Annotated in this window: 26 protein-coding genes and 1 pseudogene; 11 read left to right on the top strand and 16 right to left on the bottom strand. The window is 70.3% G+C overall.

From position 1 onward, the window contains the following. Window positions 1–323: 323 nt before the first annotated feature. Complete coding sequence (gene glnA, locus ACYQ1K_RS26265) at window positions 324–1748, bottom strand: type I glutamate--ammonia ligase (RefSeq protein ID WP_459986535.1); 1425 nt, start codon at window positions 1746–1748, stop codon at window positions 324–326. 193 nt (window positions 1749–1941) lie between these two features. Here glnA and ACYQ1K_RS26260 point away from each other — a divergent pair, with 193 nt between their 5' ends. Continuing rightward, on the top strand, window positions 1942–2376 hold the full coding sequence (locus ACYQ1K_RS26260) for an RDD family protein (protein WP_459986533.1): 435 nt from the start codon (window positions 1942–1944) through the stop codon (window positions 2374–2376). 7 nt (window positions 2377–2383) lie between these two features. Here the strand turns inward: ACYQ1K_RS26260 and ACYQ1K_RS26255 are convergent, their stop codons facing one another. The 5 genes from ACYQ1K_RS26255 to sucB all read right to left on the bottom strand — a co-directional run bounded on the left by ACYQ1K_RS26255 (window position 2384) and on the right by sucB (window position 7790). Continuing rightward, window positions 2384–3088, bottom strand: coding sequence for a DUF4191 domain-containing protein (locus tag ACYQ1K_RS26255; RefSeq protein WP_459986532.1), 705 nt, complete (start codon window positions 3086–3088; stop codon window positions 2384–2386). Between the two features lie 50 nt (window positions 3089–3138). Further along, window positions 3139–4095 (bottom strand): lipoyl synthase, encoded by a 957-nt coding sequence (lipA, locus tag ACYQ1K_RS26250; RefSeq protein ID WP_459986531.1) that lies wholly within the window; start codon window positions 4093–4095, stop codon window positions 3139–3141. 67 nt (window positions 4096–4162) lie between these two features. Next, a complete protein-coding gene (gene lipB, locus ACYQ1K_RS26245) occupies window positions 4163–4885 on the bottom strand; it encodes a lipoyl(octanoyl) transferase LipB (RefSeq protein WP_459986530.1) in 723 nt (240 codons plus the stop codon). Beyond that, complete coding sequence (locus ACYQ1K_RS26240) at window positions 4882–5787, bottom strand: TIGR01777 family oxidoreductase (protein ID WP_459986529.1); 906 nt, start codon at window positions 5785–5787, stop codon at window positions 4882–4884. Before ACYQ1K_RS26240 ends, lipB begins: the two co-directional genes overlap by 4 nt. Before the next feature lie 164 nt (window positions 5788–5951). Next, window positions 5952–7790, bottom strand: a complete 1839-nt coding sequence (gene sucB, locus ACYQ1K_RS26235) for a 2-oxoglutarate dehydrogenase, E2 component, dihydrolipoamide succinyltransferase (RefSeq protein WP_459986527.1) — start codon at window positions 7788–7790, stop codon at window positions 5952–5954. Window positions 7791–7948: 158 nt separating this feature from the next. On the opposite strand from sucB, the gene ACYQ1K_RS26230 reads away from it, so the two are divergent. Next, window positions 7949–8314: a hypothetical protein gene (locus ACYQ1K_RS26230; RefSeq protein WP_459986526.1), complete on the top strand. Its 366-nt coding sequence runs from the start codon at window positions 7949–7951 to the stop codon at window positions 8312–8314. Here ACYQ1K_RS26230 and ACYQ1K_RS26225 read toward each other — a convergent pair. Continuing rightward, window positions 8311–9834, bottom strand: coding sequence for a leucyl aminopeptidase (locus tag ACYQ1K_RS26225; protein ID WP_459986525.1), 1524 nt, complete (start codon window positions 9832–9834; stop codon window positions 8311–8313). The two genes, ACYQ1K_RS26230 and ACYQ1K_RS26225, sit on opposite strands and share 4 nt — an antisense overlap. Before the next feature lie 55 nt (window positions 9835–9889). Between ACYQ1K_RS26225 and gcvT the strand changes: the two genes are divergently transcribed. From gcvT to ACYQ1K_RS26180, 9 genes are all read left to right on the top strand, one after another. After that, window positions 9890–10999, top strand: coding sequence for a glycine cleavage system aminomethyltransferase GcvT (gcvT, locus tag ACYQ1K_RS26220; RefSeq protein ID WP_459986524.1), 1110 nt, complete (start codon window positions 9890–9892; stop codon window positions 10997–10999). Next, window positions 10996–11253: a hypothetical protein gene (locus ACYQ1K_RS26215; RefSeq protein WP_459986523.1), complete on the top strand. Its 258-nt coding sequence runs from the start codon at window positions 10996–10998 to the stop codon at window positions 11251–11253. Before gcvT ends, ACYQ1K_RS26215 begins: the two co-directional genes overlap by 4 nt. 55 nt (window positions 11254–11308) lie before the next feature. Further along, entirely contained in the window at window positions 11309–12658 is a 1350-nt protein-coding gene (locus tag ACYQ1K_RS26210) for an NCS2 family permease (RefSeq protein ID WP_459986522.1), read from the top strand. 17 nt (window positions 12659–12675) lie between these two features. Continuing rightward, on the top strand, window positions 12676–13506 hold the full coding sequence (locus ACYQ1K_RS26205; RefSeq protein WP_459986521.1) for a PhzF family phenazine biosynthesis protein: 831 nt from the start codon (window positions 12676–12678) through the stop codon (window positions 13504–13506). A 26-nt stretch (window positions 13507–13532) separates the two neighbouring features. Further along, entirely contained in the window at window positions 13533–14342 is an 810-nt protein-coding gene (locus tag ACYQ1K_RS26200; RefSeq protein ID WP_459986520.1) for a thymidylate synthase, read from the top strand. Continuing rightward, the gene (locus ACYQ1K_RS26195) at window positions 14332–14856 is read left to right on the top strand and encodes a dihydrofolate reductase (protein WP_459986518.1); all 525 of its coding nucleotides are present in this window, start codon (window positions 14332–14334) and stop codon (window positions 14854–14856) included. The genes ACYQ1K_RS26200 and ACYQ1K_RS26195 overlap by 11 nt, the downstream gene beginning before the upstream one ends. A gap of 45 nt (window positions 14857–14901) precedes the next feature. Further along, the gene (locus ACYQ1K_RS26190; protein WP_459986517.1) at window positions 14902–15834 is read left to right on the top strand and encodes an LLM class F420-dependent oxidoreductase; all 933 of its coding nucleotides are present in this window, start codon (window positions 14902–14904) and stop codon (window positions 15832–15834) included. A gap of 81 nt (window positions 15835–15915) precedes the next feature. Further along, entirely contained in the window at window positions 15916–16806 is an 891-nt protein-coding gene (gene dapA / locus ACYQ1K_RS26185) for a 4-hydroxy-tetrahydrodipicolinate synthase (protein ID WP_459986516.1), read from the top strand. Window positions 16807–16826: 20 nt separating this feature from the next. After that, a complete protein-coding gene (locus ACYQ1K_RS26180) occupies window positions 16827–18512 on the top strand; it encodes a ribonuclease J (RefSeq protein ID WP_459986515.1) in 1686 nt (561 codons plus the stop codon). Window positions 18513–18576: 64 nt separating this feature from the next. Here ACYQ1K_RS26180 and ACYQ1K_RS26175 read toward each other — a convergent pair whose 3' ends face one another. The 9 genes and pseudogenes from ACYQ1K_RS26175 to ACYQ1K_RS26135 form a co-directional block, all read right to left on the bottom strand. Further along, window positions 18577–18870: a gas vesicle protein K gene (locus ACYQ1K_RS26175; RefSeq protein WP_459986513.1), complete on the bottom strand. Its 294-nt coding sequence runs from the start codon at window positions 18868–18870 to the stop codon at window positions 18577–18579. Beyond that, window positions 18867–19061 (bottom strand): gas vesicle protein, encoded by a 195-nt coding sequence (locus tag ACYQ1K_RS26170; protein ID WP_459986511.1) that lies wholly within the window; start codon window positions 19059–19061, stop codon window positions 18867–18869. Before ACYQ1K_RS26170 ends, ACYQ1K_RS26175 begins: the two co-directional genes overlap by 4 nt. After that, window positions 19058–19816, bottom strand: a complete 759-nt coding sequence (locus tag ACYQ1K_RS26165; protein WP_459986510.1) for a GvpL/GvpF family gas vesicle protein — start codon at window positions 19814–19816, stop codon at window positions 19058–19060. Before ACYQ1K_RS26165 ends, ACYQ1K_RS26170 begins: the two co-directional genes overlap by 4 nt. Beyond that, window positions 19813–20244, bottom strand: coding sequence for a gas vesicle protein (locus ACYQ1K_RS26160; RefSeq protein ID WP_459986509.1), 432 nt, complete (start codon window positions 20242–20244; stop codon window positions 19813–19815). The genes ACYQ1K_RS26165 and ACYQ1K_RS26160 overlap by 4 nt, the downstream gene beginning before the upstream one ends. Beyond that, window positions 20241–20738 (bottom strand): gas vesicle protein GvpO, encoded by a 498-nt coding sequence (locus tag ACYQ1K_RS26155; RefSeq protein ID WP_459986508.1) that lies wholly within the window; start codon window positions 20736–20738, stop codon window positions 20241–20243. Before ACYQ1K_RS26155 ends, ACYQ1K_RS26160 begins: the two co-directional genes overlap by 4 nt. Then, on the bottom strand, window positions 20738–20983 hold the full coding sequence (locus ACYQ1K_RS26150) for a gas vesicle protein GvpG (RefSeq protein WP_459986507.1): 246 nt from the start codon (window positions 20981–20983) through the stop codon (window positions 20738–20740). Before ACYQ1K_RS26150 ends, ACYQ1K_RS26155 begins: the two co-directional genes overlap by 1 nt. Continuing rightward, the gene (locus ACYQ1K_RS26145; RefSeq protein ID WP_459986505.1) at window positions 20974–21765 is read right to left on the bottom strand and encodes a GvpL/GvpF family gas vesicle protein; all 792 of its coding nucleotides are present in this window, start codon (window positions 21763–21765) and stop codon (window positions 20974–20976) included. Before ACYQ1K_RS26145 ends, ACYQ1K_RS26150 begins: the two co-directional genes overlap by 10 nt. Further along, window positions 21762–22187 carry a gas vesicle protein GvpJ gene (gene gvpJ, locus ACYQ1K_RS26140; protein WP_459986503.1) on the bottom strand — a complete coding sequence of 142 codons (426 nt, stop codon included), beginning with the start codon at window positions 22185–22187 and terminating at the stop codon, window positions 21762–21764. Before gvpJ ends, ACYQ1K_RS26145 begins: the two co-directional genes overlap by 4 nt. Before the next feature lie 30 nt (window positions 22188–22217). Further along, a pseudogene (locus ACYQ1K_RS26135) lies at window positions 22218–22435 on the bottom strand (hypothetical protein); the annotation flags it as partial.

The raw sequence follows: 22435 nt of genomic DNA, 5'->3' as shown, positions 1-22435 counted from the left end.
CAGCGATCACGGATGGATACAACACACATGGGTGGTCGCGTGGTATTGGCTGCCTGTGATCGCTGGTCGGACCGACCATCCGTATGAGCGGAGCGAGGCAGGTCGACACGCGCGGGGTGACCAGATGTTGAACCCCTGGTTCGGGCGGGTCAGATTCGACGCCACCCCCGCCGAAGGTGGCCGAAGATGTCGATCTTGGTTGCTACATGTTTGCTACACGAGCAACAAAAACACCCCCAGGTCTCCGAAGGAGTCCAAAGGGGTGTTTTTGCAGGTCAGACGGCCTTTTGATCGCTCCTGCGCTTAGCCGACGTTCGCTGACATCAGATGTCGTAGTAGAGCTCGAACTCGTGCGGGTGCGGACGCTGCTGCACCGGCAGGATCTCGTTCGTCTTCTTGAAGTCGATCCAGGTCTCGATCAGGTCGGAGGTGAAGACGTCCCCGACGGTGAGGAAGTCCTGGTCGGCCTCGAGTGCGTCGAGCACGGCGCTGAGCGAGGTCGGGACCTGGTTGATCTCGGCCATCTCGTCCGGCGGCAGCTCGTAGATGTCCTTGTCGATCGGCGCGGGCGGCTCGATCTTGTTCTGGATGCCGTCGATGCCCGCGAGCAGCAGCGCCGAGAAGGCGAGGTAGGGGTTCGAGGACGGGTCCGGGAACCGGGTCTCGATGCGCTTCGCCTTCGGGTTGGAGCCGGTGATCGGGATCCGGACGGCGGCCGACCGGTTCCGCGAGGAGTAGACCAGCGAGATCGGGGCCTCGAAGCCGGGAACCAGGCGGTGGTAGGAGTTCACCGTCGGGTTGGTGAAGGCGAGCAGCGCGGGGGCGTGCTGCAGGATGCCGCCGATGTACCAACGGGCCATGTCGGAGAGGCCGCCGTACCCTGCCTCGTCGTAGAACAGCGGCTCGCCGGCGTTCCAGATCGACTGGTGCACGTGCATGCCCGAGCCGTTGTCGCCGAAGATCGGCTTCGGCATGAAGGTGACGGTCTTGCCGGCCTGCCAGGCGGTGTTGCGGATGATGTACTTGAACTTCATCACGTCGTCCGCCGCCTTGAGCAGCGTGTCGAAGCGGTAGTTGATCTCTGCCTGACCCGCGGTGCCGACCTCGTGGTGGGCACGCTCGACCTCGAGGCCGACCTGCTCGAGGTTCTTGACCATCACGTCGCGCAGGTCGGCGAAGTGGTCGGTCGGGGTGACCGGGAAGTAGCCGCCCTTGTAGCGGACCTTGTAGCCACGGTTGTCGCGCTCGAACGAGTCGCCGGTGTTCCAGGCGCCTGCGTAGGAGTCGATCTCGTAGTAGCCGGCGTTCTGACGTGTCTCGAACTTGACGTTGTCGAAGATGTAGAACTCGGCCTCGGGGGCGAAGAACGCGGTGTCGCCGATGCCGGTGGTCGAGAGGTAGGCCAGCGCCTTGCGCGCGATGTTGCGCGGGTCGCGGCTGTAGGCCTCGCCGGTGATCGGGTCGTGCACGAAGAAGTTGAGCACCAGCGTCTTGGCGGCGCGGAACGGGTCGACGAACGCGGTCGTGACGTCGGGGAAGAGCGCCATGTCGGACTCGTTGATCGCCTGGAAGCCGCGGATCGAGGAGCCGTCGAAGGCGAGGCCGTTCTCGAAGACCTCCGGGCCGAAGGACGAGGCCGGCACGGTGAAGTGCTGCATGATGCCGGGAAGGTCGACGAAGCGGATGTCGATCATCTCGACGCCTTCGTCCTTGATGAACTTGAACAGCTCATCGGAGTTGCTGAACATTCGTCCTCCTTGGCTGTGGCGCCTGTCGGCACAGCCTGCGTGATGATGAGGGGTGACGCCACAGCTGCGCTGCTGTCGTGTCGTGTCTGCACGGTAGGCAGGGGCAGTTGCGCCCCCGTGTCGGAATTGTTTCAGCCATGTAACAGGTTCCCGGTGACCGGGGTCCAGTTCTGCGCACCTAGGCTTGCGGTCCGTGACCGACCCGACCTTCCCGACCGCCTCCTGGACCCGCCGTGGCGTCGCGCTGCTCGTCGACTGGCTGGCGTGCTCGTTGGTCGTCTCCGCCTTCCGCGGGCCGGCGTCGCTGCCGATCGTCGGTGGGTTCGTCGCCGACCACCCCGACACCGCCGCGTCCTGGTGGGTCCTGGGCCTGTACGTCGCCGAGTCGGCCGTGCTGACGGCGCTGGCGGGCGGCTCGTTCGGCAAGCTCGCGACGCGGCTTCGGACCGTGCGGGTCGACGGCGACCCGCGGCCCCTGGACCTGCTGCGGTCGCTCGCGCGGCAGATCATGATCGCCGCCGTGATCCCACCGCTCATCTTCCGGCCGGACGGCCGCGGCCTGCACGACCTCGCCGCCGGCACCGCGACGGTCACGCTCGAGACCTTCCGCAGCCGGAGCAGCGCCTAGGCTCGACTCAACGACCCCGCAGGTTGCCGCGCATGCCCTTCATCGAGGTCGGGACGGGTCCCTTGGGGAGGGGAACCTTCCCGCGGGTCGCGTCGATGGCCTTGAGGCGGTTGAGGATGTCGGTGATCTCGGCCGGCTTCACCTTGCGACCGAGCTTGGTGACGTGGCGCACGAGCTTGGGCAGCGGCACCTGGCCCTCGCCGTCGCCGACGAGGACCTCGCTGACCGGCACCTCGTAGAGCACACGCTCGTGACGCTTCCGCTCGCTGGTGAGCAGCGGGCGCAGGCGGGTGGGGTTGCCCTCACCGACGAGCACGATGCCCGGAGGGCCGACGACGCGGTGCACGACGTCCTGTTGCTTGTTGAACGCGACGGCCGGCTCGGTCGTCCAGCCACGGCGCAGCATGGTGAGGGCGGCCGCAGCACCGCCGGGCTGGCCCTCGAGACGCTTGTACGCCGCCCGCTGGGCCCGGCGGCCGAAGACGATCATGGTCAGCAGCACGCCGCCGAGGATCGCGCCGAGGATCGACATGACGAGCCCGAGCACGCCGTTGCCGGGCAGCACCCAGAACACGACGAACCCGACAACCGCGCCGAGCGCGAAGGACCCAAGGAGCCACAGACCGATCGACGGGTCTGACTGCTTGGTCAGCCGATAGGTCTCGATGATCTGCCGACGACGGCTCATGGTGCTCGGATCGACCTGTGACATGGGGTGCTCTCTCGGTGCTCTCTGGTCGGGCTCGGGTCGGACGGGAAGGGTCAGGCGGAGAGGCCCTCGCGGGCATCGACGGCCTGACGGTAGAGGCGGCCGGCTCGGTACGACGAGCGCACCAGCGGACCGGACATGACGCCGGAGAAGCCGATCTGGGTGGCCTCGGCCTGCAGCTCGACGAACTCCTCCGGCTTGACCCACCGCTCCACCGGGTGGTGGCGCACGCTGGGACGCAGATACTGCGTGATCGTGACCAGCTCACACCCGGCGGCGTGCAGGTCGACCAGCGCCTGGGAGACCTCCGCGCGGGTCTCGCCCATCCCGAGGATCAGGTTGGACTTGGTGACCAGCCCGAAGTCACGCGCCTGGGTGATCACCTCCAGGGACCGCTCATAGCGGAACGCCGGCCGGATCCGCTTGAAGATCCGCGGCACCGTCTCCACATTGTGGGCCAGCACCTCCGGACGCGACTCGAACACCTCCGCCAACAGGTCCGGCCTGCCGTTGAAGTCGGGGATCAGGTTCTCCACCCCGGTCGCCCCGCCCTCCATGTCGGCAGTCAGGTCGTGGATCGCACGGACCGTCTCGGCATACAACCACGCCCCACCATCGGGCAGGTCGTCGCGGGCGACCCCGGTGATGGTGGCATAGCGCAGCCCCATCGACCGCACCGACTCCGCCACCCGGCGCGGCTCGTCACGGTCCAAAGGCGCCGGCTTGCCGGTGTCGATCTGGCAGAAGTCACAGCGCCGGGTGCACTGGTCACCACCGATGAGGAAGGTCGCCTCCCGGTCCTCCCAGCACTCGAAGATGTTGGGACAGCCCGCCTCCTGACAGACCGTGTGGAGACCTTCGGACTTCACCAGGCTCTGCAGGTGCTTGTACTCCGGGCCCATCTTCGCCCGGGTCTTGATCCACTCCGGCTTCCGCTCGATCGGAGTCTCCGCGTTGCGGACCTCGAGCCGGAGCAGCTTGCGACCTTCGGGTGCTGGCGCAGTCGTCACCTGCCCAGCCTACGCCGAGCCCCCTCTTCAGCCGCAGTCGGGAGCGAGCCGGCGGAACCCGTCGCGATCAGGCCCGCGACGGCGTCAGCAGCTCGATGCGCGGGCCGTGCGCCGGCTCCGGCTTCGCGTCGTAGTCGGGCGTCGCCTGGTAGGGCTCCCACGCGAGGAAGCTCTCGATGTGACGCTGCAGCACCGGCAGTGCCTCGTCGACGGTGATGTCGCGTCCGGTCTCGAGGCTCAGCGTCGTGACGCCTGCGTCGGAGATCCCACACGGAACGAACCGGTCATACCACTCCAGGTCGACATCGCAGTTGAGCGCGATGCCGTGCATCGTGACGCCCTTGCTGACACGCAGCCCGATCGCGCCGACCTTGCGCTCGGCACCCGTGGCGTCCTCGTGCAGCCAGACCCCGCTGCGTCCCGGGACCCGCGCCGTCGTGACCCCGAAGTCGGCACAGGTGAGGATCATCGCCTCCTCGAGGCGGCGGACGAAGTCGACGACCTTCACGTGGCTGGGGAGCCTGACGATCGGGTAGGCCACGAGCTGACCCGGCCCGTGGAAGGTGATCTTGCCGCCGCGGTCGACGTCGACCACCGGAGCGCCGTTGGTGTCGACCGGTCGCTCGTGCGGGTCGGTCCGCTTGCCCGCGGTGAAGACCGGCGGATGGTCGAGCAGCAGCACGGTCCCGGGCCGCGCCCCGGCAACCACCTCGGCATGGACCTTCCGCTGGAGCTCCCACGCCTCGACGTAGTCGATGGTTCCGATCGCCTCGAAGAGCAGCTCCGTCACGTGGCGAGCCTACCGCCGTCCAGCGCGGCGCTCAGGACCGCCGTCACGTCGCCGTCACGGAACTCGTAGCCGGCGGCGGTGAGCGCGTCAGGCCGAGCGTCGACGGATCCGAGCAGCTCGGGGGAGAGCCTGCCCGCACCCAGGCGGATCGCCGCGGACGGCATCGCGACGAGGGACTTGCGATGGACCGCCCGGGCCAGCTCGTCGGTGAACTCGCCGTTCGTCGGCGTGTGCGGGCAGGTGATGTTCACCGGCCCGGCCAGGTCGCCCTCGACGACGTGGACGACGCCCCCGACCCAGTCTCGTAGCGACACCATCGGCATCCGCTGCCGACCGTCGCCGATGCGTGCGCCGAGCCCGACCCGGAACAGGGGGAGGAGCTGCCTGAGCGGGGCTGTCGACCGGTCGATCACCGGGCTCGTGCGCAGGAACACCACTCGCCCGCCGGCGTCGACGGCAGTCTGCGCCGCGGCCTGCCAGTCGCGGCATACCTGCGTCATGAGCGTGTGGCCCCGGCTGTCGGCCGACTCGTTGACGGGTTGCTGGCCGTGGTCGCCGTACCAGCCGACGGCATTGCCCGCGAGGAACGCCGGCCGCCTCGCGCTCGCGGCGATCGTCTCGGCCAGCACCCGGGTCGTCGTGACGCGGCTCTCGCGCAGACGCTGCGACCAGCGCTGCGAGTGCGGGTTGCCCATCGTCGGGCTTCCGGCGAGGTTGACCACCGCATCGGCCGACTCGACGACGTCGGGGTCAATCAGCCCCGAGTAGGGGTCCCAGGTCGACTCGCCGTCGCGTGCCGGTCGTCGCACGAGCGCCACCACCTCGTGCCCTCGCCTCCGCAGCGCGTCGACCAGATGCGACCCGAGGAAACCCGACGACCCGGCGATGAGGACGCGTGCCATGGCCTCAACCTACCGGCCGACTCGGCGCGCCTTTGCGCCCGGGACGGCTCGACTCGGCGCTTCTTCACTGCTGAGACGACTCGAGTCGGCGCATCCTCACAGCGAATGTGTGAAGATGCGCCGACTCGGCGTCGTCACGGCGTCAAGTTGCGCCGACGCGGCGGTCAGACCTCGAAGACGCCCGCCTCGAGGCGCTTCTTGACGTCCTGCAGGAAGCGGCCGGCGTCGGCGCCGTCGACCAGCCGGTGGTCGTAGGTCAGCGCCAGGTAGACCATGTGACGCACCGCGATGGTCTCGCCGAGGTTCGGGTCGTCGATGACGACGGCGCGCTTCACGACGGCGCCGGGGCCGAGGATCGCGACCTGCGGCTGGTTGATGATCGGCGTGTCGAACAGGGCGCCGAAGCTGCCGAGGTTCGTGATCGTGAAGGTGCCACCCGAGAGCTCGTCGGGCGTGATCTTGTTGGTCCGGGTGCGCTCGGCGACGTCGGAGATCTTCTTCGCCAGGCCGGCGATCGAGAGGTCGCCCGCGTCCTTGACGACCGGCGTGAGCAGGCCGCGCTCGGTGTCCACGGCGAACGCGATGTTCTCGCGGTCGTAGTAGGTGACCTCGCCCGCCTCGGCGTTGAGGTTGGCGTTGAGCTTGGGGTGCTGCTTGAGCGCGTCGATCGCGGCCTTGGCGAAGAACGGCAGGTAGGTCAGCTTCACGCCCTCACGCGCCAGGAAGTCGGCCTTCGCCGAGTCCCGCAGGCGCGCGATGTTGGTGACGTCGACCTCCATAACCTGCGTGAGCTGGGCGGAGGTGTGCAGCGACTCCGTCATGCGGTCGGCGATGACCTTCCGCAGGCGGCTGACCTTCTCGGTCGTGCCGCGCAGCGGCGACGGCGTGCTCGACGGCGCGGCTGCCGGGGCGCCGGCGGTCGGAGCGGCGGGAGCAGCGGTCGGCGCGGCCGCAGCCTTGGCCGCCTCGGCGGCGGCCAGCACGTCCTCCTTGCGGATGCGACCGCCCACCCCGCTCCCGTTGACAGAGGTCAGGTCGACGCCGTGCTGCGCGGCGAGCTTGCGCACGAGCGGCGTCACATAGCCGTGACCGTCGCCGGCGTTCGCAGCGGGCTCCGCCGGGGCAGCAGGAGCGGGCGCCGGAGCGGCAGCGGGGGAGGCGGGAGCGGCTGGTGCCGGCTGCTCGGCCTGGGCGGGTGCGGTCTGGGCTGGCTCTGCCTGAGCTTGCGTGGGCTCGGGCTGGGTGGGCTCGGGCTGGGTGGGCTCGGGCTGGGTGGGCTCGGGCTGCGCGGGCTCGGGCTGGGTGGGCTCGGGCTGGGTGGGCTGAGCGGGAGCGGCGGAGGCGTCGCCGACGACAGCGAGCTCGGCGCCCACCTCGACGGTCTCGTCCTCCGAGACCTTGATCTCGAGGAGCGTGCCGGCCACGGGAGACGGGATCTCGGTGTCGACCTTGTCGGTCGAGACCTCCAGCAGCGGCTCGTCGACGGCGACGCTGTCACCGACCTGCTTGAGCCAGCGGGTGACGGTGCCCTCGGTCACCGACTCGCCGAGCGCGGGGAGCGTGACGGAGGTGCCGGAGCCCGCGGCGGGCTTCGTGCCGGCGTCGGGCTGCACGGCCTCCTCCTCGGGACGCGTCGGCGCCGAGGCTGCCTCCGGGGCCTGGACCTCCGGCTCCTGGGTGGCGGGCTCCTGGGTGGCGGGCTCCTGGGCGGCCGGCGCGGACGCCTCGGGGGCCTGTCCGTCATTGCTCTGGGAGCCGGCCTCGTCGGCGGCACCGACGAGAGCGAGGACGGCACCGACCTCGACGGTGTCGTCCTCATTGGCGCGGATCTCGATCAACGTCCCGGCGATGGGCGAGGGGATCTCCGTGTCGACCTTGTCGGTCGAGACCTCCAGCAGCGGCTCGTCGACGGCGATGGGGTCGCCGACGTTCTTGAGCCAGCGCGTGACGGTTCCCTCGGTGACGGACTCGCCGAGTGCCGGGAGTGTGACTTCAGTGGCCAATGCAGTTCCTTCGCTCGCCTCTGTGGATGCGCCTGTGATCGGAGTGGTCCGGGTTACCGCCCGGCGCCCATCTTTGCACCCCGGCAGGTGTGGTCGTCACCGGGGCGCTTACCGGCAAGTCACCTTCGACCGCGGCTGGGACGAGGCAGACTTGGCTCATGTCGTTCCTCGACCGATTCCGTCGCGGCACGGGTGTCCGGATGAAGCGTCCCGCCCGTGACGCCCGCCGCACCGGCTCGACCCGTGTCCGCGCGGCCGATGACGCCGACGTCGCGCACCTGGCCGACTTCATCGCCTCTCGCAGAGGCGTCGAGGGGTTCGTCGAGCCCCGCACCGCGGTGAGCGACGTGACGCTGCTGCTGGTGGCCTACGACGGCGAGTGGACCCGCCGGCGCGTGCCCTCGGCGCAGTGGGCCCACCGGTTCTGCAACGACCACATGACGCCGTCCTACGACGCGGCGGTCGTCGGCATCCCGCAGCGCATGCGTGACTACAACCGCCGCAAGAAGCAGCAGGGGCTCTAGCCCTCCGACGTGAGCGCCAGCGCCCGCACGTAGTCCACGAGGGTCGCGACCGCGGCGCCCGTGCCGCCGGAGGTGAGGTGACCGTTCGGGCCGCCGGCGTTGTACGACGGCCCCGCGATGTCGAGATGCGCCCACGGCAGCCCATCGGTGAACTCCCGGAGGAACGCCGCCGCGAAGAGACCGCCGCCCCACCGGACCCAGTCGTGCTGGGCGAGGTCGGCGATCTTCGAGGAGCGGATGCGCTCCTCCATGATCTCGGGGATCGGCATCGGCCAGCTCTCCTCGCCGGCGGTGGTCGCGGCGGCCAGGACTGCCTCGACGACCTCCGCCGAGCCGAGGACGCCGGTGATCCGGTCACCGAGGGCGGCGACCATGTGCCCGGTGAGGGTGGCGACGTCGATGACCACGTCTGGTCCGACCTCGGTCGCCCGGACCAGCGCGTCGGCGAGGATCAGCCGTCCTTCGGCGTCGGTGTTGCTGATCTCCACGGTGGTGCCGCCGTAGAGGCGCAGCACGTCACCGGGCCGCGTGGCCGACCCGGACACCATGTTCTCCGCCATCGGGGCGAACGTCGAGAGCCGCACCGGGAGCCCCAGTGCCGCGACAGCGAGGGTCGCCTGCACGACGGCGGCCGCACCCGCCATGTCGGTCTTCATGTCGTGCATCGTGTTGCCCGGCTTGAGCGTCAGGCCGCCGGAGTCGAACGTGATGCCCTTGCCGACCAGAGCGACGTGCGCGAGCGCGTCGGCCGGCTCGTAGGTCAGCTCGACGAGACGCGGCGCAGCCGCTGAGCTCCCACCGACGCCGAGGATGCCGCCACAGCCGAGCTCGGCCAGCGCACGCTCGTCGTGGACGGTGACCCCGACCTGGGGCGCGCCCTTCGCCGCCCGCTTGTTCGTCGCGACGACCGCCGCGACAACGGCATCCGCGAACAAGGGCGGGGTCAGGTCGTTGGCGGGCATGTTGACCCAGTCGCGCGTGGCGGCGACCGCGGCCGCGACGACCTGGGCCTCCTCGAAGGCCGTCTGCCCGTCCTTGCGCCGGGCCAGGGGGCTGAGCACGATCACCTCACCCGGCCCGTCGCCGTTGGCGGCCAGCTTGTAGCCGGTGAACGCATACCCACCCAGCGTGTGTCCCTCCGTCACGGCTCGGACGAGCTCGGGGGAGTCGGCCGGGAGGGCGAGCGCGACCGAGGTCGCGTTCGGGACGGCGCGGGCGGCAGCACCGGCAGCTCGGCGTACCGCGTCAGCGCTCACCTCAGGTCCGAGCCCTGCCAGCACCAGGAGCCCGGTCGCGAGCGAGTCGCCGGCGGGCACCCGGACCACCTCGCCGGCCTTCCCGGTCACGCCGAGGGTGGCCAGCAGCGGGCGCAGCCGGCGGCCGAGCGCGGCGCCCACGTCGTCGGCGCCCGGGGCCAGCGCCGGCCCCTTCGGTCCCTGCACGACGCCGACGACGACCGCCTCGGCGCGCGTCTTGGCCGGGCTGGCGGTCCTCAGGCTGTAGTGGGCGCTGCGTGTCACGTGGCGCAGATTACCCGCGGCGGCCCCGACGGCCGCCTGCGGTAGTTTGCGCGCTATGTCCGACGATCTCCTGCAGTCGCCGCTCCACGACCGACATGTCGCGCTGGGGGCCAAGTTCGCCGAGTTCGGCGGCTGGTCCATGCCTCTCGAGTACGCCGGCGCCGGCGTCGTCAAGGAGCACACCGCGGTGCGCGAGTCCGTCGGGCTCTTCGACGTCAGCCACCTCGGCAAGGCGATGGTGACCGGCGACGGTGCCGCCGAGCTCGTCAACGCCACCCTGAGCAACGACCTGCGCCGCATCGGCCCCGGCCAGGCGCAGTACACCCTCTGCCTTGACGACGAGACCGGCGGGATCGTCGACGACCTCATCGTCTACTACCGCGACGACGACCACGTCCTTCTCATCCCGAACGCCGCCAACACCACCGAAGTCGTCCGCCGCCTGACGGCGGCTGCGCCGGAAGGTGTCACCGTCAAGAACCACCACCGCGACTACGCCGTCCTCGCCCTGCAGGGCACGCGGTCCGACGAGCTCCTCGACCGTCTCGGCCTGCCGAGCGGGCACGACTACATGTCGTTCGTGGAGGCGGAGTTCGCGGGGGTCGGGGTGGTGGTCTGCCGGACCGGCTACACCGGCGAGCGTGGCTATGAGCTGGTCGCCGCCAACAGCGCCGCAGGCGAGCTGTGGGACCGGCTGCTCGAGGCCGGTCAGGAGCTCGGCATCCAGGCCTGCGGTCTGGGTGCGCGCGACACCTTGCGCACCGAGATGGGCTACCCGCTGCACGGCCAGGACATCTCCCTCGACACGACGCCCAACCAGGGTCGCCTGGGGTGGGCGGTGGGCTGGAAGAAGGACGCCTTCTGGGGCAAGGCAGCCGTGATCGCCGAGAAGGAGGCCGGCCCGAAGAGGATCCTGCGGGGGATCGTCGCCACCGGCCGAGGCATCCCTCGACCTCACATGCAGGCGTTCCTCAGCGCCGACGTCGCCGTCGGCGAGGTCACCTCGGGCACCTTCTCACCCAGCCTGAAGAAGGGCATCGGGCTGGCGCTGATCTCGACCGCGGTCAACCCGGAGGCCGAGATCACCGTGGACATCCGCGGTCGGCGCGAGGTCTTCGCGCTCACCCAGCCGCCGTTCCTCGACACCTCGGTCCGTGAGTCGTGAGCCTTCCTGACCTGCCGCCCACGTTCCGCCAGCCCGCGGCCACCGAGCGCCCCTGGTGGTGGCGCCTCGTCGACGCGTCGGGTGCCGAGGTCGCGGTCTCCACCGAGTACGCCGAGCAGCGGTTCGCCTCGCAAGGGGACGCCGAGTCCTGGGTGGGCGAGGTCTGGCGGGAGCTCGCCGACGAGGGCGTCGACGCCGTGGTGCTCTACGAGCACGACCGCGAGGTCTACGGGCCGATGTCCTTGCGACCCTGACCGCCCTGAAAGACTTCCTCCGGACCCGACCCGAGCCCCGAAGGAGATCGACTCAGTGGACCGGTTCTTCCGGATCAGCGACCGCGGCAGCAGCATCGGGACGGAGGTCCTCGGCGGCGTCGTGACGTTCGCGACGATGGCCTACATCCTCGTCGTCAACCCCTCGATCCTCGGAGCGATCCCGGACTCCGCGGGCAACACCCTCGACCACGCCCAGCTCGTCACGGTCACCGCGCTCGTGGCCGGCGTCATGACGATCGCGATGGGGCTGGTCGCGGACGTGCCGATGGCGCTGGCCGCCGGTCTCGGCGTCAACGCCTTCGTTGCCTTCACGCTGGTGGCGGGCCGAGGACTGACGTGGCCCGAGGCGATGGGCGTCATCGTGGTCGAGGGCGTCGTCATGCTCGTGCTCGTCCTCGTGGGCCTGCGCGAGGCGATCATGAACGCCATCCCCGACGGGATCAAGCGCGCCATCGCCGGCGGCATCGGTCTCTTCATCGCGCTCATCGGCCTCGTCGACGGCGGCATCGTCGAGCACCCCAAGAGCGGCACCATCGTCGCGCTCTCGGCCGGCTTCACGTCGTGGAACACGCTGGTCTTCGTCGTGGCGCTCGTCCTCATCGCCGTCCTCATGGCGTGGCGGGTGCCGGGTGCCCTGCTGATCGGCATCGCCGTGGCCTCGGCCGTCGGCATCGTGATCAACGCCGTCGCGAGCGGCACGCCGGTGCCCGGTGCCCAGCTGCCGCACAACCCGGTGGCCGCGCCCGACTTCGGGCTCGTCGGCGACTTCAGCCTCAGCTTCTTCGACGTCCTCGGTCTCGGTGCGGCGCTCGCACTCGTCGTGACCGTCCTGATGGCGAACTTCTTCGACGCGATGGGCACCGCACTCGCGATCGGTCGCGAGGCGAACCTCACCGACGCCCAAGGCCAGCTGCCTCAGATGCGTCGGGTGCTGATCGTCGAGTCGGCCGGCGCGATCGCAGGCGGGGCGGCCTCGGCCTCATCGAACACGATCTTCGTCGAGAGCACCGCAGGCGCCGCGCAAGGTGCACGCACAGGCCTGGCCAACATCGTCACCGGCGTGCTCTTCCTCCTGGCGATGTTCTTCGCTCCACTGGCCGGCATCATCCCGTCCGCGGCCACCGGTCCGGCCCTGGTGGTCGTCGGCGCGCTCATGATCAGCCAGGTCTCGGGGATCGACTGGGCCGACATGGGCATCGCGGTGCCGGCCTTCCTGACGATCGTGCTGATGCCGTTCACCTACTCGATCGCCAACGGCGTGGGCGCCGGCATGGTGCTCTACGTCCTCATCGCCCTCGGCCGCGGCCAGTGGCGCCGGATCCACCCGCTGATGGCGGTCGTGGCCGCGGTGTTCGTCTGGTACTTCCTCCGCGGACCGATCTGACCACCCAGGAGTACGCCGTGTCGCTGCCCTTCCGCCAGGTCGACGTGTTCTCGAGCGATCCGCTCCGGGGCAACCCCGTTGCGGTCGTGCACGCCGCGGACGAGCTGTCCGCCGAGCAGATGCATGCCTTCGCCCGCTGGACCAACCTCTCGGAGACGACGTTCCTCCTCGCCCCGACCGATCCGATGGCGGACTACCGGCTGCGGATCTTCACGCCGGGCGGGGAGCTGCCGTTCGCGGGACACCCCACGCTCGGGTCGGCGCACGCCTGGCTGGAGGCCGGTGGCGTGCCGGCGGCGGACCGACTCGTCCAGGAGTGCGGCCTCGGCTTGGTCGAGGTGCGGCGAGACGACGAGCGGCTCGCGTTCGCCGCGCCCGAGCTGCTGCGGTCCGGCCCGGCCTCGGAGGAGGACGTGGCGCGGGTCGCGGCAGGCCTGGGTCTGCGGCGCGATGACATCCTCGACGCCCGGTGGGTGGACAACGGCCCCGGCTGGGTCGCGGTGCTGCTGGCCGACGCGGGGGCCGTTCTCGCGGTCCGTCCCGACCCGGCGGTGCTCGGCGACTACAAGGTGGGCGCCGTCGGGATCTACCCGGAGGGCGACTGCGCCATCGAGGTCCGCGCGTTCTGCGGTGGCCTCGGCGTCGAGGAGGACCCGGTGACTGGCTCCCTGAACGCCGGCGTCGCGCAGTGGCTCACGACGAACGGCACCCTCCCGCCGTCGTACGTCTCCTCCCAGGGGACCGCCCTCGGCCGCAACGGGCGTGTGCACATCGAGACGGACGAGTCGGGCGTCATCTGGGTGGGCGGAGACACGCGGACGACCATCAGCGGCTCGGTCGATCTGTGACGGCCCGGACCACATAGGGTGAGGGCGTGCGCCAGTACCTCGACCTGATGCAGCGCGTCCTCGACGAGGGCGTCGAGAAGAGCGACCGCACGGGCACGGGCACGCTGAGCGTGTTCGGCCACCAGATGCGCTTCGACCTGTCCCAGGGCTTCCCACTGGTGACGACGAAGCGGATCCACACGCGGTCCGTCTTCGGTGAGCTGCTGTGGTTCCTGCGCGGCGACACGAACGTGAAGTGGCTGCAGGACCGCGGCATCACGATCTGGGACGAGTGGGCCGACGACAACGGCGACCTCGGCCCGGTCTACGGCGCCCAGTGGCGCAGCTGGCCCGCTCCGGACGGACGCCACATCGACCAGCTCGCCCAGGTGGTCGCCGACCTGCGCGCCAACCCCGACAGCCGCCGCCACATCGTGAGCGCATGGAACCCCGCGGCCATCCCCGACATGGCGCTCGCGCCCTGCCACAGCCTCTTCCAGTTCTACGTCGCCCCGCAGGCGGACGGTCCAGGCAGGCTGAGCTGCCAGCTCTACCAGCGCAGCGGCGACGTGTTCCTCGGCGTGCCGTTCAACATCGCGTCGTATGCGCTGCTGACCCACATGGTCGCCCAGGTCGTCGGGCTCGAGGTCGGCGACTTCGTCCACACGCTGGGTGACGCGCATCTCTACCTCAACCATCTCGACCAGGCGCGCCTCCAGCTCACCCGCGAGCCCCGGGCACTGCCGACGCTCGTGCTCAACCCGGCCGTCACCGAGATCGACGGCTTCGACCTCGAGGACATCAGCGTGGAGGGCTACGACCCCCACCCCGGCATCAAGGCGCCCATTGCTGTCTGAGGGGCCGGACGAGCAGCTCGCGATCCTCGGCAAGCGAGTCGTGCTCGTCGCGGCAGTGGCCGACAACGGGGTGATCGGGAAAGGTCCCGACATCCCGTGGCGGATCCCGGGCGAGCAGGCCGAGTTCAAGGCCCTCACGATGGGCCACACCCTCGTGATGGGTCGGACGACCTTCGAGTCCATCGGTCGCCCGCTCCCCGGCCGCACGACGGTCGTGCTGACCCGGGACCCGGCCTGGTCCTACGACGGCGTGCTGGTCGCGAACACGGTCGAGGAGGCCCTCGCACTCGCGGCGGGCCTGCCCGGCGACGTCATGGTCGTGGGAGGAGCCCAGGTGTATGCCGCGGCCATGCCGTACGCCGACCGCCAGGTGCTCAGCCGCGTCCGTCTCACGCCCGACGGCGACGTGCGCTACCCGGACTTCCCTGTCGAGGAGTGGACGGAGACGGCCCGCGAGCCCCACGAGCTCTACGACCGCGTGTTCCTCGACCGACATCCGACGACGAGCGTCTGACGGACCGCGACTCGCCCGCTTCATCCCCGCTGGCAGGCTGGCCGCATGGACCTGCGCATCTTCACCGAGCCCCAGCAGGGCGCCACCTATGACGATCTCCTGGCGGTCGCCACCACCGCCGAGGAGCTCGGCTTCGGGGCGTTCTTCCGCTCCGACCACTACCTGACGATGGGCGGCGACGGGCTGCCCGGGCCGACCGACGCGTGGGTCACGCTGGCCGGCCTCGCCCGGGAGACACGCCGCATCCGGCTCGGCACGCTCGTCACGAGCGCGACGTTCCGCCTGCCCGGCCCCCTGGCGATCGCCGTCGCGCAGGTCGACCAGATGTCCTCGGGCCGGGTCGAACTCGGCCTCGGCGCCGGCTGGTTCGGCGCTGAGCACGAGGCCTACGGCATCGGTTTCCCCGACACCCGGGAGCGGTTCGACCGGCTCGAGGAGCAGCTCGAGGTCATCACCGGCCTCTGGGCCACCGACGGCGACTACGACTTCACCGGGAAGCACTACGAGGTCGTGAGAAGCCCTGGCTTGCCCAAGCCGGTCCAGCGCGGCGGCTGCCGCGGCGGGCTCCCCGTCATCATCGGCGGCCACGGCAAGAAGAGGACGCCTGCGCTCGCCGCGGCGTATGCCGACGAGTTCAACGTGCCCTTCGCGAGCGTCGAGGACGTCTCCACGCAGTTCGGCCGGGTGCGCGACGCTGTGGACGCGGCCGGACGGCCGGCCGACTCGATGACCTACTCCACGGCACTGGTGGTCTGCGTCGGCGGTGACGAGGCCGAGGTGGAGCGTCGCGCCGCCGCCATCGGCCGCGAGACGGGCGAGCTGCGCCAGAACGGCGTCGCCGGGACCCCCGAGGAGGCGATCGCCACGCTGACGGCGTACGCCGAGGTCGGGGTCGAGCGGGTCTACCTCCAGGTCCTCGACCTCGCCGACCTCGACCACCTGCGCCTGATCGCCGCCGAGGTCATGGGTCGCGTGTGACCCGGGAGACGCTGCGGTGATGCCGCGCTCGGCGCAGGACGGAATCAGAGGTCCGGCCCCCCGAGCGATACCCTGGTGACCATGAGCTCCGCTGCACCGTTCGGCACCGTCCTCACCGCCATGGTCACTCCGATCCGGCAGGATGGGTCCGTCGACCTCGACGGCGTGCAGAACGTCGCGAAGCACCTGGTCGAGCACGGCCACGACGGCCTCGTGGTGTCCGGCACGACGGGCGAGTCGCCGACGACGACGGTCGCCGAGGATGCTGAGACGCTCGCGGCAGTCCGTGACGCCGTCGGTGGCCGGGTCAAGATCGTCGCAGGCATCGGCACCAACGACACCAGGGCGACCGTCGAGCTCGCGCGTCAGGCCGAGAAGACCGGCGCCGACGGCCTTCTCCTGGTGACTCCCTACTACAACAAGCCCGGGCAGCGGGGCATCCTCGAGCACTTCCGCACGGTCGCGTCAGCCACCGACGTCCCGGTGATCCTGTACGACGTCCCCGGCCGGACCGGCTCGCCGATCGCGTTCGACACCTACCGCGAGGCCATCACCTGGGACACCGTCGTCGCCGTCAAGGAGGCTGCCGGTGACCTGGCGCGGGGGACGAAGCTGATCGACCTCGGCTATGCGGTCTACTCGGGCGACGACGCCCTCAACCTCGCCTGGCTGGCGCACGGCGCCGTCGGCGTGGTCTCGGTCGTGGGCCATGCGGCCGGCGACCTGCTCCGGATGATGGTGGACGCCGCCGCTGCCGGCGACCTCGTCACCGCCCGTCAGACCTATGCGCGGATGCTCCCCGCGATCGACGCCGTCATGGGCGTCCCGAACTATGGAGCAACCACCGCCAAGGCGGCCCTGGAACTGCTCGGAGTCCTCGACAACCGCCGTGTCCGGCAGCCCTTGGTGGCGCTGGACGAGGACGAGGTCGCCGCTCTGCGCGAAGGGCTGGCCGCGGCGGGTCTTCTCTGACCCGATACGTGAGGAACTGCATGTCCCACTCCCATCCGGAGCTCTCTGCGCCGAACCCACTGCCACAGGGAGCCCTGCGGGTGACGCCACTCGGCGGGCTCGGCGACGTCGGTCGCAACATGACCGTCTTCGAGTTCGACGGTCGTCTGCTGATCGTCGACTGCGGCGTCCTCTTCCCCGAGGACCATCACCCCGGCGTCGACCTGATCCTTCCGGACTTCACCTCCATCCGTGACCGGCTGGACGTCGTCGAGGCACTCGTCCTGACCCATGGGCACGAGGACCACATCGGCGCGGCGCCGTACCTGCTTCGCGAGCGCCAGGACATCCCGCTCGTCGGCTCGAAGCTGACGCTGGCGCTGGTCGCCTCGAAGCTCCGCGAGCACCGGCTCCGCGAGACGGTCCAGCACGTGGTCAAGGAGGGCGACCGGATCTCGTTCGGCCCGTTCGACCTCGAGTTCGTGGCCGTCAACCACTCGATCCCCGACGCCCTCGCTGTCGCCATCCGGACCGGCGCGGGCCTTGCCCTGCACACCGGCGACTTCAAGATGGACCAGCTGCCGCTGGACGGGCGCATCACCGACCTGCGTGCGTTCGCACGCCTGGGGGAGGAGGGCGTCGACCTCTTCCTCACCGACTCCACGAATGCCGAGGTGCCCGGCTTCACCACCTCCGAGCGCAAGATCACCCCGGCGATCGAGCAGGTCTTCCGGGAGTCGAGCCAACGCATCATCGTGGCGAGCTTCGCGTCGCATGTCCACCGCGTGCAGCAGGTCCTCGACGCGGCGGCCGCCCATGGTCGCAAGGTCGGCTACGTCGGACGCTCGATGGTCCGCAACATGCAGATCGCCGCCGAGCTCGGCTATCTGCACGTGCCGGAGGGCGTGCTGGTCGAGGCCAAGACGCTGGCCGATCTGCCGCCCGAGCGCCAGGTGCTGATGTCCACCGGCTCCCAGGGCGAGCCGATGTCGGCGCTGTCCCGCATCGCGCAGAACAGCCACAACTTCGTCCGCATCGAGCCCGGCGACACCGTGCTGCTGGCCTCCTCGCTGATCCCCGGCAACGAGAACGCCGTCTACCGCGTCATCAACGGGCTGGCCAAGCTCGGCGCGAAGGTGGTCCACAAGGGCAACGCGCTGGTCCACGTCTCAGGCCACGCCAGCGCCGGCGAGCTGCTGTACTGCTACAACATCGTGCGCCCCCGCAACGTGATGCCCGTCCACGGCGAGATCCGTCATCTTCTGGCCAACGGGGACCTGGCCCGTGCGGTCGGCGTCGACAGCGTCGTCATCGCCGAGGACGGGATCGTGGTCGACCTCGTCGACGGCGTGGCGAAGGTCGCCGGCAAGGTCGACTGCGGCTACGTCTTCGTCGACGGGCAGTCGGTCGGTGACATCACCGAGTCCGAGCTCAAGGACCGCCGCATCCTCGGCGAGGAGGGCTTCGTCTCCGTCGTCGTCGTGGTCGACTCCGTGAGCGGGAAGGTCGCCGCCGGCCCCGAGATCCACGCGCGCGGCAACGCCTGGGAGGACGGGGCGTTCGACGAGATCCGTCAGCCCATCCTCGACGCGGTGAACGCCTCACTCGCCGAAGGCGTCACCGACACCTACCAGCTGCAGCAGATCGCCAGGCGCGTCATCGGGCGCTGGGTCTCCGACGCGCACCGGCGCCGACCGATGATCATCCCGGTGGTGATCGAGGCCTGATCGCCGCGGACGTCATACGGGTCGGTTGCCCAGGGCACCAGCTCGTAGGACGTCCGGCCCCGGTTCACTCGGCCAGCAGCGGACCGAGGGGGCCGAGGTCGATGTTGAGGTCGGCGGTCGTCAGGCCGTACCGCTCCTTCAGGTCGTCCATCGCCTGCTCGAGCCGCCACAGGGCGTGTCCGAGCGCGTCGACCTGCTCCTCGGAGAGGTCGCCCTCGTCGACGCGCCGGATGGCCTGACGCTCCATGAGCTGCCGGATGAGCTCGACGATCGTGAGCACGAGCTTGAGCAGGTCCCGCTCGACCGACTCCGCGTCGGTCTCGATCCGCTCGGGCAGCAGCCGGTGGCGCTCGTTCATCGTGGCTCCTGGTCCCTCTCGGCGCGCACGGTCATGATCAGCGCGCGAAGCCGCACCTGGACCAGGTCGACGCCGGCCAGCGAGATGACGACGTCGCCCGAGAGCACCACACCGGCGCCGAGGAGCCGGTCGAGCAGGTCGACCAGCGCGATCTCCGTCGCCGCGCGGGTCTCGAGGCTGGAGGTGCTCACAGATCCTCCAGCGTTGAGAAGGAGTACGGCGGCCACGGACCGTCCACCGTCACCCGGGCCTCCGGATGCTCGGCGGCGAGGCGATCCACCTCGCGGCCGAAGTCGCCGCCATCGGCCTCGTCGACCAGGTACGCCGCGTTGAGGGTCATCCGCACGTCGTAGCCGCTCAGCCGCGGGTCCTGAGGCGGGAGGCGCCTGCTCGCGACGGCGACGTGAGAGAGACTCTCGTGGATCTGCTCGGCCGTGTCGGCGGCCGCCTCCTCGTCCGCCCGCCGTCCTTCGACCGCGGCCTTGCGGGCGCGCAGGTACGCCGCTCCGCCGCCCACGCCCACGGCGGTGGGCCTCTCCTCGGTGGCGGCGGCCGGCGCGAAGGCCTTCACGCTCCACTCCGCGCGTCCCTCGACGCGGGCCAACGCCTGGACGATCTGGTCGTAGGACTCGTCCAGGCGCGACCGCACTCCGGCGTCGTCGAGGCAGATCGTGACCAGCCGCATGGGCGCGGTCGGCCCATGCTGGGCGGCCAGCCGCACGACCTGGTCGTGGCCGCGGGCGGTCGTCTCCAGCCACCGCAGATCCTCCAGGTTGCGCCGCAGTGCCTCCTCGCCGTACTCGTCGAGGTCGACGCTGCTGAGCAGGACGCAGAGCTCGCGATGCTCGAGCACGTCGAGAGGCGCACCGCCGAGTGCCGTCACACCGGTGATCTCGCCGGGGGAGAGGCCTCGGGTGACGGCGTAGAGATAGCGTCCCGTGCTCATCGCTGCGCCTCACGCTCGTCGTGCTCGGTCGTGTCGGCGGTCGGAGCGGTCTCGGCGCCGACCTCACGCCGTCCTCCGGAACCCGACTCGAGCTCCTCGACCCTCCGCCGGAGATCCGCGTTCTCCCGGGCGAGGCCCTGCGCCTCGCTGCTGAACATCGGATCGCTGCGCCACCAGTCGATCCCCATCTCCTCGGCCTTGTCGACCGACGCCACGACCAGGCGGATCTTGATGGTGAGGAGCTCGATCTCGAGCAGGTTGACCCGGATGTCGCCAGCGATCACGATGCCCTTGTCCAGCACCCGCTCGAGGATGTCGGCCAGGCTCTGCGGCTGGACCCGCCCCGCCTGGCTCTCTGGCGCATACGCGCGCGGCGACGCCGGGCGCCTCGGCTCGGGGAGCTCGTGGCTCTGGGTCCCTTGAGTCATCCGCCCTCACTCACGCTGCCCCGCACGAAGCGGTGCCGCCGACGGTAGCCCATGAGGTCGCCGTCCTCGTCCATCTCGACCTCGTAGGTCGCGAGCACGTCGGTCGTGGCGGGGATGCGGCGCAGCTCGAGCATGTCGATCTCGACGACCCATCCGTCGCCGTCGCGGTGGACCGCGGTGATCCCCTCGATCTCGTGGCCGATCAGCTCGTGCAGCTGCACCGCCGCCTCGCGCGCGATCCGGCCGGCACCGGGTCGGCGCGGAGCCTCGGCGCGGGGGGCTTCCCGCTTGACGGCCTTCTTCGCCGGGGCCTTCTTCGCCGGGGCCTTCTTGACCGCCTTCTTGGCCGGCGACCTCCGGCCCGCTGCCTTCTTCGACGGGCTGTCGTCGCTCGCGTCGCCGTTCGACTCGTCGTCGGCCCGGCCGGTCTGGTCGGTCTGGTCGTCGTCCTCGTCCGGGGTCTGGTCGTCGGTCACGGTCTCGTCGTCCGCCATCATCGACCACCTCGTCGTTGCTGTCCTTCGAGCAGTCGCTCCACGAGCTCATCCTCCAGTGCGACGGCTTCCTCCTCCGTCAGCTCACCAGTCTCGCGCCTGCGGTCGACCTCCTCCAGCGACGCGCGGATGCGACCGGGGTCGTAGTACTCCTCCTCTGCCTGCTGGAGGACCTGCTCAGCGACCCAGACCGCCCCCCGGACCGGGGCGAGCGGCAGGCCGAGAAGTCCGGTGATCAGGCCCATGACTCACCACCGACGAAGTCGTAGGGCGCCATCGGACCGGTCAGGGCCATCTCGATGCGGTCGTGCACCGTCTTGGCGACGACCTCCAGCACCTCCTCCAACGCGTCGACCTGCTCGCGCTCGACGAGGAGTGCTGCCGAGAGCAGTCCGTGCAGGCCGCGTGCGGGCTGGACCGACACCGATGCACACAGCGGCTCCACCGTCTCGAGCAGCTCGTCGGCGTCAGCTTCGCGGGCTCGCTCGACGCCACGCGCCACCAGCTCGCCGAGCCGGATCCGCTCAGCGTGGAAGGCATCCTCCGGCGCGTCCTTCGTCACCTCGCGCAGTCGAGCGATCTCGGGATCGGCCGCCACCAGACCGGCGAGCAGCACCTCCTGCCGGTACGTCGCGGTCAACCGGAGCTGGACCCGGCCGGTGAGGTCGTCCAGCAGGGCGGCGAGCTCGTCTGCAGAGGGCGCCAGCAGGTGGTCGACGACATCCTGGTCGTCCGCGAAGATCGAGCCGAAGCGCACCGGCGCGACCACGCCTGTCTCGGCGACGCGGTCGAGCACGGTGGTGTAGGCCAGGATCTCGGCGCGCCGGCCCGCAGGTCGATCCAGCAGCGCGGCGCTGGCCACGGCGGCGAGATCGCCGTACGTCAGCAGGCGGATCGGCTGGTCGTCGACTCCACGGACGGACTCGGGCAGGGACACTGACCTGTTCGTCACGCCGTAGACGAACCAGCCGGTGTCCACGCCCTCGCCTGGCGGCAGCGGCAGCTCCGAGACCGTCGCCGTGGTCACGACTCCTCGCGGCGCGTGCTCCGACGGCTGCTGGACCGGCTGCGCCGGTCATCGCTCTCGTCGTCGTCGCCACCGCCGGTGAGCGCGCGCTTGGCTCCCTGCACGGCTCCGCTCACCTTCTTCGAGGAGCCTTTGTGCTGCAGGTCCCCGATGAACTCGTCGAGGGGCTTGCCGGCGCCGTTCTCCATGAGGTCGAGCCGGTTCGTGGCCTCGGCGAACCGCAGGTAGGTGTCGACGCTCGCGATCACGATGCGCAGGTCGATCGTCAGGAGCTCGATGCCGACGAGCGCCACGCGGATGTAGGCGTCGACCACGATGCCCTTGTCAAGAATGATCTCGATGACGTCGGCGAGGCCACTGGGGGCCGGTCGGGCGAGATACCCGCCGCCACCGCCGCGACGCGACTGGGTCTGGACTGTCATGTCTGCTCCCTTCCGGTCACTACCTGCAGGTCACCGACGCCTCGAGCGGCGTGCGGGCTTCTTCTCCTCGGGCTCTTCCTCCGGCTCCTCGTCGGGCTCGTCCTCGTCAACGTACTCGTCCTCGGCCTCGCCGTCATCGGGCTCCGCGGTCTCCTCGGCCTCGTCCTCGCCCTCGTCCTCGGCGCCTTCGTCGGACTCCTCGTACTCGTCCTCCGGCTCTCCCTCGGGCTCGTCCTCGTACTCGTCCT

This window comes from Nocardioides sp. AN3, from assembly GCF_054653495.1.
Note: the sequence above shows the minus strand (reverse complement) of the source record. Positions and strands in the feature narration are given on the sequence as shown.

Bases quoted from the DNA above. Each gene is read 5' to 3' on its own strand.
- glnA (WP_459986535.1), bottom strand. From the start codon at position 1,748: ATGTTCAGCAACTCCGATGAGCTGTTCAAGTTCATCAAGGACGAAGGC.
- ACYQ1K_RS26255 (WP_459986532.1), bottom strand. From the start codon at position 3,088: ATGTCACAGGTCGATCCGAGCACCATGAGCCGTCGTCGGCAGATCATC.
- ACYQ1K_RS26240 (WP_459986529.1), bottom strand. From the start codon at position 5,787: ATGGCACGCGTCCTCATCGCCGGGTCGTCGGGTTTCCTCGGGTCGCAT.
- ACYQ1K_RS26230 (WP_459986526.1), top strand. From the start codon at position 7,949: ATGTCGTTCCTCGACCGATTCCGTCGCGGCACGGGTGTCCGGATGAAG.
- gcvT (WP_459986524.1), top strand. From the start codon at position 9,890: ATGTCCGACGATCTCCTGCAGTCGCCGCTCCACGACCGACATGTCGCG.
- ACYQ1K_RS26190 (WP_459986517.1), top strand. From the start codon at position 14,902: ATGGACCTGCGCATCTTCACCGAGCCCCAGCAGGGCGCCACCTATGAC.
- dapA (WP_459986516.1), top strand. From the start codon at position 15,916: ATGAGCTCCGCTGCACCGTTCGGCACCGTCCTCACCGCCATGGTCACT.
- ACYQ1K_RS26180 (WP_459986515.1), top strand. From the start codon at position 16,827: ATGTCCCACTCCCATCCGGAGCTCTCTGCGCCGAACCCACTGCCACAG.
- ACYQ1K_RS26175 (WP_459986513.1), bottom strand. From the start codon at position 18,870: ATGAACGAGCGCCACCGGCTGCTGCCCGAGCGGATCGAGACCGACGCG.
- ACYQ1K_RS26165 (WP_459986510.1), bottom strand. From the start codon at position 19,816: ATGAGCACGGGACGCTATCTCTACGCCGTCACCCGAGGCCTCTCCCCC.
- ACYQ1K_RS26160 (WP_459986509.1), bottom strand. From the start codon at position 20,244: ATGACTCAAGGGACCCAGAGCCACGAGCTCCCCGAGCCGAGGCGCCCG.
- ACYQ1K_RS26155 (WP_459986508.1), bottom strand. From the start codon at position 20,738: ATGGCGGACGACGAGACCGTGACCGACGACCAGACCCCGGACGAGGAC.
- ACYQ1K_RS26150 (WP_459986507.1), bottom strand. From the start codon at position 20,983: ATGGGCCTGATCACCGGACTTCTCGGCCTGCCGCTCGCCCCGGTCCGG.
- gvpJ (WP_459986503.1), bottom strand. From the start codon at position 22,187: ATGACAGTCCAGACCCAGTCGCGTCGCGGCGGTGGCGGCGGGTATCTC.